Here is a 14,648-nt window from a genome sequence, read left to right as displayed (position 1 = left end):
CGCGTGAAACCGGGCCCGTTCGTGTGCGGGCTCCCAGATCTGGGGTGGATTGCGAGTGATCGCGATCCGCCCCTTTTCGCTGTTCTCCACAGGGCCCGGCCACCCGGCTCACTCGGCTACGAAACAAAATAGGATTGAGGGCATGCAACAGGGACTTCGTTCGGTGGGTCGCACACTCGCGATCCTTGTCCCTGTCATGTTCGGCGTCGTGACGGCCGTCTTCTTGTTATTGCGGATCGTGCCAGGCGATCCCGCCGTGATGATCCTGGGGGAGCGCGCGACCGATGAACAGCTTTCAGCGCTCCGTGCCGAACTCGGCCTGAACCTGCCGCTCTGGCAGCAGTACCTGTCATTCCTCGGTCACTTGTTTACGCAGGGCGACACCGGCGCCTCGCTCGTGACTGGGGTGCCAACTCGTGAACTCGTGCTGAGCCGAGCCCCCGTGAGCTTTGGCATCGTCGGTCTCGCGGTGATCTTCGCACTGGTGATTGCGGTGCCGCTCGCGCTTGCCGCCGCAAAACGGCAGGGCAAGACGGTCGATCACGTGGTGCGTGTGCTCCCGACGATCACGATGGGCATGCCCCTCTTCTGGATCGGCCTCATCCTCATCCTTGTCTTCGCGGTGAACCTAGGCTGGTTCCCGGTCGGCGGCGTCGGTAACGGCCCTGGCGATCCGCTGCGGAGTCTCGTGCTCCCTGCGCTCGCCGTGGCACTGGGCATGGCGCCACCGTTGATCCGATCCCTGCGCGCACAGCTCCTCGAAGCCATGTCAATGGAGTTTGTCACGACGCTTCGCGTTGCGCGGATCCCCGAACGCACCATCACCTGGAAGCACGTCCTGCGGAACGCCGCGGTCCCGACCCTGAACCTGCTGAGCGTGAACACCGCAGCGCTCGTCGGTGGCACCCTCGTAGTGGAAAAGGTGTTCGGCATCAACGGACTCGGCACCCTCCTCTTCCAGTCGATCAGTTCGCGCGACTTCCCGGTCGTGCAGGGCATTGCGCTGTACTGCGCGCTGTTCGTCGTGCTGATTGGTCTCATCGCAGGTGTGCTGTCAGCGCTCATTGATCCGCGCCTGAGAGGGGCTCGAGGAGGTCGGCGATGAACAACGAAACACTGCCAGGCCCCGGTCTGCCGAGCGCACCGAGTCCGCACCGTGCCCGCCAGTCGCGCCCAGCGCGTGCGCTCGCGTCGCCAGCGTTTGTCGCCGGAGCGTTGCTCACACTCTGCATCATCGCAATTGCGATCTGTGCCCCAGCCTTGGCGCCGTATGACCCTGTTACGCAAGACCTCAGCGCCGGGCTGCAGCCGCCGTCGGCAGAACACTGGTTCGGCACCGACCAGCTCGGCCGCGACATGCTCTCGCGCGTGCTGTACGCGGCCAGGGTTGACCTCGGCATTGCGGTGGGCGCCGCGATTGCACCGTTCATCATCGGCGTTACCGCTGGCTTGCTCGCCGGCTACTTCGGTCACGCAACCGACTGGGTGATCTCGCGCATCACCGACACCGTGATCGCATTCCCCTTCTATGTCATGGTCATCGCACTCGTCTTCGCGGTCGGGGCAGGGCCGAAGGGAATTATCGTGGCATTCGCTGTAGTCGGGTGGGTGGGGTACGCGCGCGTGATCCGCGCGATGACTGCCACGCAGCGACAGCTCGGCTGGGTGCGGGCAGCCCGCGGTGCTGGGTTGAGCGATGCGCGTGTGCTGATCCGCCATATTCTGCCGAACGTGCTCCCGCAAGCGATCGTGCTGCTGACGACCGAGATCATCCTCATCATGGTTGCGATCGTCACCCTCGGATATCTCGGCCTCGGCATTCAGCCGCCGACGCCCGACTGGGGCACGATGATCGCTGACGGTCAGGCCTTCGTGACGACGCACTGGTGGCTGTCGACGCTGCCCGGTCTCGCCGTGGTGATCACCGGTATCTCACTGTCACTACTGGGCGACGGCATCGGTGACGCAATGCGGATCAGGCAGGCTCCGCCCCGCTCAGCGCACGCGCCCATCCGCTGCGCAGGTGTGGTGTCGGAGCCGGTCGCGCGCGGCCACGTGCGAGTGCGCGATCTGCGGGTGGCATCGTCAGCGACGGGTGCCCCGATTATTGGTGGTGCGACGGGCATCAACATCGAGCTGCAGGCGGGCGAAGCGCTCGGCATCGTGGGGGAGTCCGGCTCAGGCAAGAGTCTGACGCTGCGGGCGATCCTCGGGCTATTGCCGGTCGGTGTCGAATTTGGTGCGATGCACACGAAGCTGCCGACCGATCGTATTGAGGTGTCGGTGGGTGGGCCGATCGGCATGGTGTTCCAAGACCCGGCGACCGCGCTCGATCCGCTCGCGCGCGTTGGCTCGCAGGTGCTTGCCGCCTGCAAGGCGGCCGGGGCGGCGGATCCGGCAGCCCGCACCCGCGAACTCCTTGCGGCGGTGCAGCTCCCAGACGAAGACCGCATTGCGCGGTCGTTCCCGCACGAGCTTTCCGGCGGTCAGCGACAGCGCATCGTGATCGCAATTGCGCTCGCGGGCGATCCGGCGGTACTGCTGTGTGATGAGCCGACGACCGCGCTTGACGTCACCGTGCAGCGCGAAGTGCTTGCGTTGCTCACAGAACTTCGCCGTGAACGCGGCCTCACGCTCGTCTTCGTCTCGCACGACCTCGCAGTCGTCGCAGACGTCTGTGACCGGATCGCCGTCATGTACGGCGGTGACATTGTCGAAGAGGGCACGCTCGCCGAGGTCATCTCGCGACCACAGGCGGCTTACACACAAGAGCTGCTCGCGGCAGTTCCCGACGGCTCAGCATCGCCAGTGCCGATTGACCCGGCGGCCGAGACCGTGCTCACTGTCGCCGACCTCACCGTGAAGTACGGCGCCGAGATCGGCGCGGGCAACATCAACTTTGCACTCAAATGCGGCGAGGTCATTGGTCTCGTCGGCGAATCAGGCTCCGGAAAGACGACCGTCGCGCGTGCGCTCGTCGGGGAGCTGCCGCTGAGCGCTGGGCGCGTGACCTTCTGCGGCGCTGCCGGGGTGATCGAGCCGGGCATGGCCGGTCGCGCACGCATCCGCGCTGCGAACCCGCACGTGCAGCTCGTCCCACAAGATCCCGCTGCCGCGCTCAACCCTCGGCTCACCGTTGGCTCAGTACTCATTGAGCTAGTGCAGCTCCGTGGCCGAGAGACCGGAGAGCGGCTCAACCGCGCGCAGGCACGGGCCCGTGCCATTTCGCTGCTCGCCGAAGTCGGACTCGACAGTGCCATCGCTGGCGCCTATCCGCATGAGATCTCCGGCGGTCAGCGGCAACGCGTCGCAATTGCTCGCGCGCTCGCCGTCGAACCAGAGGTGCTCGTCGCTGATGAGGCGACGAGTGCCCTTGACGTCTCGGTGCAGGCCGGCATTCTTGCGCTGCTCGAACGGTTGCGACTCGAGCGTGGCCTCGCGATGGTCTTCGTCTCGCACGACCTTGCCGTTGTGCGAGAGATCTGCTCGCGGGCGCTCGTGATGCAGAACGGCGCGATTGTCGAGAGCGGCGGCGAAGAGTTCTTCGCTGGCCCGCGCACCGCGTACGGTCGAGAGCTGCTTGCAGCAGTGCCGGTGTTGCCGCGGGGCTAAACCGTTGCGCAGGTACGGCCGGGAGGCCTACTCGCCAAGCCCAGGATTCGCTGCAACCAAGCTGTCATAGGCTGCCTGGATTTGCTCTTCAAACTCCTGCCCGGTGATGATCAGCACCCACGCGTTATCGAGGAAAATGTGTGCCGTGAATCGGTAGGGCATGTGGCCCTCCGGCACGTACTCCTCCCACGTGAAGAGTTTCGCCTTACCGATGGTGCTCTGCGTAATCTCGGAGTCTGCTTCCATGACTCCGATGAGTGCATCACGCGCGTCGTCTGGCACTTCTGCCGCTATGAGACGTGTTCCCGACTCCAGATGGAATGCGTATTGGCACGCTCTGATCTGGGTGGTTTCTGCGATAGCTGCTCGAGTGGAATCGCCGATAAAGATATCTCTGTTGTCTGTTCCGAACGCCTGCTCGCCATGGTTGACGTCCATGCCTTTGGCGAGCATCTCATCGGTGGGTTTCTGGGCGACTGGATCCAACTGTTCGCACTCCGGCAGCACCATTGCCGCCGGCTTGGTCTTGTCACCGCCACCCGTGGAACCCTTATTGCCGTCGGTGGCGGTTCCTGCGCCGTCCGTCTGCGGATTCTTTGTTCCTGGCGCGGGCTCGGCCACCTCAGCTGAGTCGCCCGCGCGCGCGCTCACCGCGATTGCCCCTGCTCCGATGCCGAGGAGAACGACCACGACAGCGGCGATCCACGCCCACGGCAATCGTCGCTTTGGGGGAGTGGGCGCCGCAGGCAGCGGAGCAACCGGGGGTGGCGAGCCTAGGGGAGGCATGGCGCCGGGTGACGCTACCGTTTCGGTCTCTTGCGCTGCGTGAGCGGTCTCCGCGGCGGCATCGGCGAACAGATCCTCAAGCGAGGGAACCCCGGTCGCATAGAGATCGTCGGTCGAATACGGCCGATCAAACTGCGGCACATTTTCCCGCGCACTTTCGGGGGTTGTGAGGGACTCACCCTCCGGCGGAGCATACTGCGAGGGGTCGAAGCTGCTCGTATCATCGCCTGATTTGGAAGCCATGCTGGTCGCCTTTCGCCGAGGATGTGAACGCAAGGTGCTTGTATCCCAGAGTATCCGGCACAATGGGAACATGCGCCAGTCTTCTTCACCCGATCACGCTGACCCGAACGCAGGTTCTGTTGCGCCGGGTGAGAGCGGGACGTCTGCGCACACGACTGTTCTCCCAGAGACGACCGTGATTCCCGGGGAGAACGTCCCGGGAAAGCGCCGATTTGGGCGTGGTCGCAGGGGCGCCGATCCCGTCATCGATCACACCAACAGCGAGCAGTCGGCATATCAGCCGGGCGCGGATCAGGCATGGGCACAGCTGCAGCAGCCTGAAGCGCCCGCGCGACCAGTGTCCGTCGGCGGTTCAGAACAGGTCATCATGCGACTGCGCCGTCACGGGCATCGCCTGCTGTTCCCGGTTCTCGTGCTGATCGCGGTTGCTGCGCTCACTGGTTTCTTCGTTGGCGGTTTTGAAGAGACCTGGCAGAACGTGCTGGTGGGCGTTGGGGCGATCGTTGTCGCGCTCGTCCTCGGCCTGTTGCCGATCTTGAGTTGGATGAACCGTCGCGTCACTGTCACGACTGAGCGTCTTATTGAAAGCCGCGGCCTGTTTGTCCGAACGCGGAGTGACGTTTCACTCTCCCGAGTTCGTGACGTGCGTACCAAACAGCACCTCGGTCAACGTGTCTGGGGATCTGGTGATCTCCTGTTGTCGGTGGGTGCTGAGACACGAAAATTCCAGGACTTGCCCGGGATTGAAGAAATTCGTCGTGCGGTGCAAATTCTTTCTGAAGAAAGTTTTGCAAATCTAGATCAGGCTTTGGGGTCACAAACCGTGAACGACACGCCGAAATCGTTCTTTCAATAAAAATACTTTTTGACTCGAAATGAGTCTCGATGTTGTTGCTATGTAGTTCTTTGGATAAGCACATCAATGAGCTCGCCCGCGAGTCCGACGAGCTTTTCAATTTCCGATTCGTCGCGATCGACCCAGCGAATCTCGGGGTCGCCGACGGGGACAAAATTCTCGTGCCGCTCCCACACCATGAGTGTGCGTTCAGCGCCGAGCACGTACTGCTGCCACCAGATCTGGCGCATGTAGTTTCGCGGAATGGTTCTCCATAGCTTGTTCGTAGTTTTGATCTCAGCAAGCTCAAGATGGCCATTTTCCCGCTCAACTAGGCCATCCGGCGTCGCGAGGTGGCGCAAATCATACTCAGCATGGAAAAGTGCCTGGCTAGGCGCAATACCGTATTCACGAAGCACCCAGTCTGCGATGACCGGCTCTCGGAGGTTGCCATGTTCCGTGAATGCATTGCCACGGAAGCTGCTGCCGTAGAGCTTTTCCTGCGCCGCGTTCTGGATAGAACGCGGCGTTGAAAGCTTCGCGACATCGGTTGCGGTGATGCCACGGCTACGGGCTTGGAACCAGGCTGCACGATCCGTGCCGTCTGTCACGATTCGATTGGAGTACGGGAGACCAGACACGACGTCCATTGTGGCACGTCGATCACTGTTAGTATTCAGAGTTGCTTTGTAGCGTTATTGAGCCTCAAGATCCTCTTGTAGTACTCATTGTATATTCAGCGACTCTTCAGTGTGATGAGAGAGTATATTGACATGTCCACCGATAATTTGATAAGCGACCCCGATACACGGGTTCGCGCACTCGTAGTAGATGATGAAGCGTCGATCACGCAGCTCATTGCTATGGCGCTCCGTTACGAAGGCTGGGAAGTAGAAACGGCCTCGAACGCAGCGGAAGCACTTGAGCTGGCGGCGACCTTCAAGCCTGATGTTGCAGTATTCGACATCATGCTCCCCGATATGGATGGCCTGCAGCTGCTGACCCGGGTTCGTGAATCCGGCGCGCTGTTCCCCGTGCTCTTCCTCACCGCGCTTGACGCGGTAGAAGATCGCGTGACTGGCCTGACCGCAGGTGGCGACGATTATGTCGTCAAGCCATTCAGCCTCGAAGAGTTGCTTGCTCGTCTCCGTGGTCTCGTGCGCCGTGCGCGCATGGGCGCCACCGGTGGCCCCGCTGCACTCCTGCAGGTTGGTGACCTCACCTTGAATGAAGACAGCTACGAGGTGGAGCGTGGTGGCGAGATCATCACCCTCACGAGCACCGAGTACGAGCTTCTTCGTTACCTGATGCGCAATGTTGGTCGCGTGCTCTCGAAGGCGCAGATCCTCGATCGCGTCTGGGCATACGACTTCAAGGGCAAGCCGACCGTTGTTGAGCTGTACATTTCGTACCTTCGCAAGAAGATCGACACCGGTCGTCCCACGATGATCCACACCGTCCGCGGTGCTGGCTACATGCTGAAGCCCGCTGCCTAACCAGTAAGCGCGCTGCACGGAAAAACACCCCCACCGACCAGTGGGGGTGTTTTTCTGTGTTAAGCTATTCCATGGCCCAAGACCGCCGGTAGAAATCTTCATTGATTTCCGTAATGTCTGCTTCTGCAGAAACCAGCGCAGGTACAGATATTCCTTGAGTAACTTCTCTCAGTGAAGCTCCGTGCATGCGCGCCGGAGCTTTTTCTTGTTTCTAGGGAAGTTTCGTGCGGCGCGGCCACCAACCAACGTCCGTTGGTTGGAGACAACAACTAAGGGAGCGCCATGGCTACAAAGGACGCTACGGTTGCCGATCTTCAGCGCAAGTTTGAAGAGTCGAGTGCCGTTCTGCTGACTGAGTACCGCGGTCTCTCGGTTGCTGAGATGGGTGAACTCCGTAACAGCATCCGCGAGCACGCGACGTACGCTGTGGCGAAGAACACGCTGACCAAGATTGCGGCTAACAACGCCGGAATCACTGCGTTCGATGACGAGCTTGCCGGTCCTTCGGCACTCGCTTTCGTTCACGGTGACACCGTCGCAGTCGCAAAGGCAATGCGTGACTTCGCCAAGGCACACCCTCTTTTGGTAGTAAAGGCCGGCTTCTTTGACGGAAACGCCCTTACTGCCGCTGAGGTAGGCAAGCTTGCCGATCTCGAGAGCCGCGAGGTTCTGCTGGCGAAGGCCGCAGGCGCTATGCAGGCTGCTCTGGTCGGTGCTGCACAGCTGTTCAACGCACTGCCCGCCAAGGTCGCTCGCGGCCTCGGTGCGCTGCAGGAGAAGCAGGACGCGTAAATTCGGCTCTCGCCGGATCCGCATTTAAAGAATCAGCCTCTTTCACTGAGTGGAAGGGGCAAACATCAAGGAGATACAAATGGCTAAGCTTTCGACTGAAGAGTTGCTCGCACAGTTCAAGGAGCTCACCCTCATCGAGCTCTCGGAGTTCGTAAAGGCTTTCGAGGAGACCTTCGACGTTTCGGCTGCTGCTCCCGTCGCAGTTGCTGCAGCACCCGCTGCAGCTGCTGAGGCTGTTGAGGAGAAGGACGAGTTCGACGTCATCCTCGACAACGTTGGCGACAAGAAGATCCAGGTCATCAAGGTTGTGCGCGAGCTCACCAGCCTGGGCCTCGGCGAGGCAAAGGCACTCGTTGAGGAAGCTCCCAAGGCTGTCCTCGAGGGCGCTAACAAGGAAGCTGCTGAAGACGCAAAGAAGAAGCTCGAAGAGGCTGGCGCTGGCGTAAAGCTCGTCTAAGTTTTTTCGCACTTTAGCGATACTTCGGAACGGGGTCACCTTCGGGTGGCCCCGTTCTTTTTTGTCTGGGTTCGTGCTGTTCTATTTCAGTTTCAGAATGTTAGACTTGCCCACTCTGTTTCCTGCGTCTTGGCAAGCGTGTGAAACCTCAATCTGTGAGTTCTCGAAAGGTGCACGTTGGCTCTCCTCTCACTCACGCTGAAGCACGCAAAGCGCTATTGGTGGTTAATAGCGCTCGTTGTCGTGTTGCAGCTGGTGTCCACAATTTGCGGTCTCTGGCTCCCAAGCCTGAACGCAAAGATCATTGATACGGGTATCGCCAAGGGCGATACTGACTTCATCTGGAGTGCCGGCGGGACCATGTTGGTCATCGCGCTCGTCCAGGTTCTGGCCGCGGTTGCCGCGGTCGTATTTGGCTCGTTGACGGCTATGGGCGTGGGCCGTGACCTGCGCCGCGAGGTCTACCGCAAGGTTGACTCACTTTCGACCCTTGAGACCACGTCGTTCGGCGCTGGCACGCTCATCACCCGTGGCACGAATGACGTGCAGCAGGTGCAGATGCTCGTGCTCATGACGTTGAACTTTATGGTGTCAGCCCCGATCATGTGCATCGGCGGCATCATCATGGCGCTCCGTGAAGACGCCGGAATGTCTTGGCTGGTCTGGGTTTCTGTCACGCTGCTTGCGCTCATCGTGAGCTTCCTCGTGTGGCTGCTGCTTCCGCTCTTCCGCACCATGCAGGATCGCGTTGACGACATCAACTCGGTGCTTCGTGAACAGATCATGGGCATCCGTGTCGTGCGCGCATTCGTGCGCGAGGATTTCGAGGCGGATCGCTACCGCGGCGCCAACGAGCGCATCACCGAGGTCTCGGTCAAGGTCGGCAACATCTTCGTGATGATGTTCCCCGTGATCATGATGGTGCTGCACCTCGCGACCGCAGCCGTGCTCTGGTTCGGTGGTCACCGTGTGGATGCTGGTGATGTGCAGGTCGGCTCGCTCACCGCGTTCTTGCAGTACCTGCTGCAGATTCTCGCCGCGGTCATGATGGGTGTCTTCATGACCATGATGATTCCGCGCGCGGTGGTCTGTGCTGAGCGAATTCGTGAGCTGCTTGATACCAAGCCCTCGCTCGAGTTCCCGGAGACTGCGGTGCTTGAGACGCCGGCCAATGGCCGCATTGAGTTTGACGGCGTGACCTTCGGTTTCCCCGGGGCAGAACAGCCTGTCATCAAGAACGTCAGCTTCGTCGCTGAGCCGGGCAAGACCACGGCAATCATCGGTTCGACTGGTTCTGGCAAGACGACCCTGCTCAACCTCGCGCTGCGACTGTTCGATCCACAGCAAGGAACGATCCGCGTCGATGGCCAGCCCATCGACAAACTCACGCGCGCCCAGCTCGCGAGCACCATGAGTCTCGTCCCGCAGCGTCCCTATCTGTTTAAGGGCACGATTGCGTCGAACCTGCGGTTCGGCGATGCCGACGCGACCGATGAAGATCTGTGGTCGGCGCTCCGCGTCGCACAGGGCGAAGACTTCGTGCGCGATAAGGAGCTTGGTCTCGAAGAACCCGTATCGCAGGGCGGTACGAGCGTCTCTGGCGGTCAGCGCCAGCGGCTTTCGATTGCGCGTGCGCTCGTGGCAAAGCCTCGTGCGTACCTCTTCGACGACTCATTCTCCGCGCTCGACGTCGCAACCGACGCGCGTCTGCGTGCGGCCCTGCCCGAGGCGACGAGTGGCGCGACTCGAATTATCGTTGCGCAGCGCGTCTCTTCGATCATGGATGCGGATCAGATTCTCGTCCTCGAGGACGGCGAACTTGTCGGCAGCGGCACCCACGATGAACTGCTGGAATCGCACGAGATTTACCAGCAGATTGTCGCTTCTCAGATGGATACGGCGGGAGCAGAGTAATGGCGAAAAAGTCACGCACTCAGTCGGCCGTAGCCGAGACTGAGGAGACACAGAATTTTGAAGAAGAGTTCACGCCAGGCGAAGCCGACGGTGACATGTTTGGCAATGCCTCGGCGAAGAAGGCCAAGCACTTCTGGCCGTCAGCGAAGCGCCTCTTTGGTCTGATTGGACCCGAGAAGTACACGTTCATGTTCGTGGTGCTGCTCGTTGTGGGTTCGGTCGCGCTCACGGTCATCGCCCCGAAGGTGCTCGGCCAGGCGATGGACGTCATCTTTAACGGAGTCATGGGTGGCGGGATCGATTTCGGTCATCTGTCGCGCCTGATTCTTCTCGTGCTTGCGCTGTACCTCGTGTCTTCGTTCCTGATGTGGCTGCAGGGCTTCCTGCTCAATGGTCTCGTCATGCGGATCGTCTACAAGCTGCGTCAGGACATCGAAGACAAGATCAACCGTCTGCCGCTCAGCTACTTCGACAAGCAGCAGCGTGGTGACGTGTTGTCTCGCGTAACAAACGACGTCGACAACATTCAGCAGGCGCTGCAGCAGGGCTTCTCGCAGCTCGTGAGTTCGTTCCTGACGGTGGTCGGCATCATCGCGATGATGTTCATCGTCTCGTGGCAGCTTGCGCTGATCGCGCTGATCGCGCTCCCGCTCTCTGGCATCATCGCCGGCATCGTTGGCGTGCGCGCGCAGAAACTGTTTGCGACGCAGTGGAAGAGCACTGGCGAACTCAACGGTCACATTGAAGAGTCGTTCACCGGCCACGAGCTGGTGCGTATCTTCAACCGTGACAAGGAGATGGTTGAGCTCTTCGACGAGCGCAACGAGCGCCTCTACAATTCCGCGTTCAAGGCGCAGGCGCTCTCTGGCTCGATTATGCCTTCGATGCAGTTTGTCTCGGCGCTCTGCTACGTGCTCATCGCTGTTGTCGGTGCGCTCCGTGTGACCGCCGGTCAGCTCACCCTCGGTGATGTGACCGCGTTCATTCAGTACTCTCGTGAATTCTCGCAGCCGCTCGGCGAAATGGCCGGCCTCGCAAACATGATGCAGTCGGGCATTGCCTCGGCTGAGCGTACGTTCGAGCTCATGGACGCAGAGGAAGAGGAACCCGATAGCGAAGCATCGGCGAAGACGCATCTGCCAGAGCGCACGAACGGTCGGGTCGTCTTCGAAGGTGTCGCCTTTGGTTACACTCCGGAGAAGCCGCTTATTCAGGATCTCTCGCTCGAAGCTGAACCGGGTACCACCGTCGCGATCGTCGGTCCGACCGGCGCAGGTAAGACCACGCTCGTGAACCTCATCATGCGGTTCTACGAACTTGATGGTGGGCGGATCACCCTCGACGGCGTCGACATCACCGATCTGTCGCGTGCTGAGCTGCGCGGTCATGTCGGCATGGTGCTGCAGGATGCGTTCTTGTTCAAGGGCACCATTCGCGAAAATATTCGCTACGGTCGTCTCGACGCTACCGATGACGAAGTCATCGAAGCGGCGCAGGCAACCATGGTGGATCGCTTCGTACGTCAGCTGCCCGAGGGCTACGACACGGTCATCGATGAGAATGGTTCGTCGCTCTCTGCTGGTGAGCGTCAGCTGCTGACGATCGCGCGTGCGTTCATTGCTCGCCCGTCGCTGCTCATCCTTGATGAGGCGACGTCGTCGGTTGATACTCGTACCGAGGTACTGGTGCAGAAGGCTATGCAGACGCTGCGCCAGGACCGCACCTCGTTCGTCATTGCACACCGTCTCTCGACGATTCGTGACGCAGATACGATCCTCATGATGGAGTCTGGCCGCATTGTCGAGCAGGGCACTCACGAGGAACTGCTCGCACGCGCTGGCGCATACGCGGCACTGCACATGGCGCAGTTCGCCGGCGAGGATGAGGAAGACGAAAGCAAGAGCGAGGGTGAAGCGGTTACGGCCGGCTCGGAGACGAGCGCTGACGCTGACAACTCACCCGAGGTTTCGCCCGGTTCCTGATTTCATGCAGTGATCCGCTAGAATACAAGAAGCCCCTCATGTGGTGGCATCTCGGTAAACTCCCCCAGGTCGGAAACGAAGCAAGGGTAGCCGGGCTCTGTCAGGTGCATGAGGGGTCTTTTGTGTCTTCAGGCGCCAGCATTTCGTTATGCGGTCTGGCGGAAAGCGGACTTCACCGTGCTGGCTTGGTTGGCGGTCTGAGTGTGCTCGGGACGCGCTCGAAACACGCCCGCAACACGCCAAAACCCCTGCTCCACATACTCAGGCCTCAATGAATGAGTGCCCTTGTGACTACCTATGCGTACCCATGCATCTTTCTCAGAATAGTTCGACGTCGAATTAACGTTGTTTCGACGTCGAGAAATCGCGCCATGCCAGGCTTCTGAGCTGACTAGAGTGGGGTCATGGCAGCAAGCATTTACCTGACTTCAGCCGAGGGCCACACCGGGAAGAGCGCAGTAGCGCTCGGTGTGTTGGAGACCCTCGTTTCGAAGGCGGCGCGCGTTGGGGTGTTCCGTCCCGTGATTCGTTCGGCTTCGACCACCGATCGCGTGCTGGAACTGCTCCGAGAACGGGCTACTGCGAACCTGCCATACGAAGCCTGCGTTGGTGTGACTTACGAAGAGCTCAATTCGAAGCCAGAAGCATCGATGGCACGCATCGTCGCCGCATACCGTGCGATGCAGCGCGAGTGCGACGCGGTCATCGTTGTCGGTTCCGATTACAGTGACGTCGCTTCGCCGACCGAGCTCGCAGTGAATGCGCGTATTGCGGCGAACCTCGATACTCCGGTGCTCCTCGTTATCGGCGGCCGTCAGCCGTCGTCGATCGCGGTACTGGGCCAATCTGTCGCCCGTTCCGCGGCAGAGCTCTCGCTCGTTGCTGAGCTGGGAATCCACGAGCTGCACGCCGAGCATGCGACCCTGCTTGCCACGATCGTGAACCGTGCGGATCCCGACAAGCTTGACGAGATCCGCGATGAAGTCGCGCGCATCGTTCCCGAGGGTGCACCCGTCTGGGTACTGCCGGAAGAGATCTTGCTGGTTGCTCCGCAGGTGTCTGAAATCATGACCGCTGTTGCAGGTCGACTTGAGCGCGGCAGCACTGACCTGCTCGCTCGCGAGGCTACGCATGCGGTTGTCGCTGGCATGTCGATGCCAAACACGCTGCCACGCCTGATTGAGGGCTCGGTGGTGGTGCTCGCAGCAGACCGCTCGGAGCTGCTGCTTGCCGTCACGATGGCGCATGAGAGCCCCACGTTCCCGACCATCGGCGCGGTCGTGCTGAACGGTGACTTTGAGCTGCCAGAGTCGGTCTCGCTTTTGCTTGATGGCATCAATTCGACGCTTCCCGTGATCCGCACCGATCTTGGCACCTTCGATACCGTGCAGCGGATCTCGAACACCCGCGGTGTGCTCACCGAAGATTCGCCCCGCAAGTTCGATACGGTGCTCGCGAACTTCCGCGCGCATGTTGACCGTAGCTTGTTGCGTGAGCGCCTGAGTCTGCATCGCGGTGGCGTGCAGACCCCTGCGATGTTTACCTACGATCTCTTCAAGCGCGCTGCCGAAGCGAACGCGCACATCGTGCTCCCAGAGGGCAGCGACGACCGAATTCTGCGCGCAGCGAGCACGCTCCTGTCGCGCGGCACGGTGCGCCTCACCATCTTGGGTGATGAAGACGCTGTGCGGAAGCGCGGTGCCGAGCTCGGCCTGGCGATCGAGGGCGCAGCCGTCGTGAATCCCAAGACGAGTCCGCGTCTTGACGCGTATGCAGCGGAATACGCGAAGCTGCGCGCGCACAAGGGCATCGACCTCGAGCAGGCGTTCGAGCGCATGGCAGACCACAGCTACTTCGGAACCATGATGGTGCATCTGGGCGATGCAGACGGCATGGTGTCCGGCGCTGCGAACACGACGGCAAACACGATCCGCCCGAGCCTCGAGTTTGTGAAGACGAAGCCGGGCGTCTCGGTGGTCTCGAGTGTGTTCTTCATGCTGCTTGCCGACCGCGTGCTGGTGTACGGCGACTGCGCGGTGAACCCCGACCCCACTGCGGAGCAGCTCGCGAGCATCGCACTGTCGTCGGCGGAGACCGCTGCGGAGTTCGGTGTTGAACCGCGCGTCGCAATGCTGTCGTACTCGACCGGTGCTTCAGGTTCTGGCTCGGGCGTCGACAAGGTGCGCCAGGCCACCGAGATCGCGCAGGCAGCGCGTCCCGATCTGCTGCTCGAAGGCCCAATCCAGTACGACGCCGCTGCAGATCCTGCGACCGGTGCGTCGAAGCTCCCCGGCTCTGAGGTTGCTGGCCGTGCGACGGTCTTTGTGTTCCCCGACCTGAACACTGGCAACAACACGTACAAGGCTGTGCAACGCTCGGCTGGCGCTGTAGCTGTCGGCCCCGTGCTGCAGGGCTTGAACAAGCCCGTAAACGACCTGTCGCGTGGTGCGACGGTCGAAGACATTCTGAATACCGTTGCTATTACTGCTGTGCAGGCCGGCATGGCCGCCAGCCCGGAGGCCGTGTGAACA

General features: G+C 61.0%; 11 protein-coding genes and 1 other RNA gene. 10 read left to right on the top strand and 2 right to left on the bottom strand.

The features are described from left to right. Positions 1–142 precede the first annotated feature (142 nt). Positions 143–1,105 carry an ABC transporter permease gene (locus tag ICM05_RS02920; protein WP_223160298.1) on the top strand — a complete coding sequence of 321 codons (963 nt, stop codon included), beginning with the start codon at positions 143–145 and terminating at the stop codon, positions 1,103–1,105. Then, a complete protein-coding gene (locus tag ICM05_RS02915; protein ID WP_188023082.1) occupies positions 1,102–3,612 on the top strand; it encodes an ATP-binding cassette domain-containing protein in 2,511 nt (836 codons plus the stop codon). Before ICM05_RS02920 ends, ICM05_RS02915 begins: the two co-directional genes overlap by 4 nt. A 27-nt stretch (positions 3,613–3,639) precedes the next feature. Here ICM05_RS02915 and ICM05_RS02910 read toward each other — a convergent pair whose 3' ends face one another. Continuing rightward, positions 3,640–4,641: a hypothetical protein gene (locus ICM05_RS02910; RefSeq protein ID WP_188023081.1), complete on the bottom strand. Its 1,002-nt coding sequence runs from the start codon at positions 4,639–4,641 to the stop codon at positions 3,640–3,642. 70 nt (positions 4,642–4,711) lie between these two features. Here ICM05_RS02910 and ICM05_RS02905 point away from each other — a divergent pair, with 70 nt between their 5' ends. Continuing rightward, entirely contained in the window at positions 4,712–5,497 is a 786-nt protein-coding gene (locus ICM05_RS02905) for a PH domain-containing protein (RefSeq protein ID WP_188023080.1), read from the top strand. Positions 5,498–5,535: 38 nt separating this feature from the next. Here the strand turns inward: ICM05_RS02905 and ICM05_RS02900 are convergent, their stop codons facing one another. Further along, the gene (locus tag ICM05_RS02900; protein ID WP_188023079.1) at positions 5,536–6,126 is read right to left on the bottom strand and encodes a YqaJ viral recombinase family protein; all 591 of its coding nucleotides are present in this window, start codon (positions 6,124–6,126) and stop codon (positions 5,536–5,538) included. A 123-nt stretch (positions 6,127–6,249) separates the two neighbouring features. Here ICM05_RS02900 and ICM05_RS02895 point away from each other — a divergent pair, with 123 nt between their 5' ends. The 7 genes from ICM05_RS02895 to pta all read left to right on the top strand — a co-directional run bounded on the left by ICM05_RS02895 (position 6,250) and on the right by pta (position 14,645). Next, on the top strand, positions 6,250–6,972 hold the full coding sequence (locus ICM05_RS02895; RefSeq protein ID WP_215401729.1) for a response regulator transcription factor: 723 nt from the start codon (positions 6,250–6,252) through the stop codon (positions 6,970–6,972). 282 nt (positions 6,973–7,254) lie between these two features. Then, the gene (rplJ, locus tag ICM05_RS02890; RefSeq protein WP_188023077.1) at positions 7,255–7,764 is read left to right on the top strand and encodes a 50S ribosomal protein L10; all 510 of its coding nucleotides are present in this window, start codon (positions 7,255–7,257) and stop codon (positions 7,762–7,764) included. 79 nt (positions 7,765–7,843) lie between these two features. Continuing rightward, the gene (gene rplL, locus ICM05_RS02885; RefSeq protein ID WP_188023076.1) at positions 7,844–8,221 is read left to right on the top strand and encodes a 50S ribosomal protein L7/L12; all 378 of its coding nucleotides are present in this window, start codon (positions 7,844–7,846) and stop codon (positions 8,219–8,221) included. 177 nt (positions 8,222–8,398) lie between these two features. Next, a complete protein-coding gene (locus tag ICM05_RS02880; RefSeq protein WP_188023075.1) occupies positions 8,399–10,135 on the top strand; it encodes an ABC transporter ATP-binding protein in 1,737 nt (578 codons plus the stop codon). Beyond that, on the top strand, positions 10,135–12,117 hold the full coding sequence (locus ICM05_RS02875) for an ABC transporter ATP-binding protein (protein ID WP_188023074.1): 1,983 nt from the start codon (positions 10,135–10,137) through the stop codon (positions 12,115–12,117). Before ICM05_RS02880 ends, ICM05_RS02875 begins: the two co-directional genes overlap by 1 nt. Before the next feature lie 27 nt (positions 12,118–12,144). Then, positions 12,145–12,241, top strand: an RNA gene (gene ffs, locus ICM05_RS02870) — signal recognition particle sRNA small type. A gap of 280 nt (positions 12,242–12,521) precedes the next feature. After that, complete coding sequence (gene pta, locus ICM05_RS02865) at positions 12,522–14,645, top strand: phosphate acetyltransferase (RefSeq protein ID WP_188023073.1); 2,124 nt, start codon at positions 12,522–12,524, stop codon at positions 14,643–14,645. Positions 14,646–14,648 lie beyond the last annotated feature (3 nt).

The organism is Leucobacter sp. cx-42 (genome assembly GCF_014529985.1).
Lineage (GTDB): Bacteria > Actinomycetota > Actinomycetes > Actinomycetales > Microbacteriaceae > Leucobacter.
This window is presented reverse-complemented; position numbering and strand designations above follow the sequence as displayed.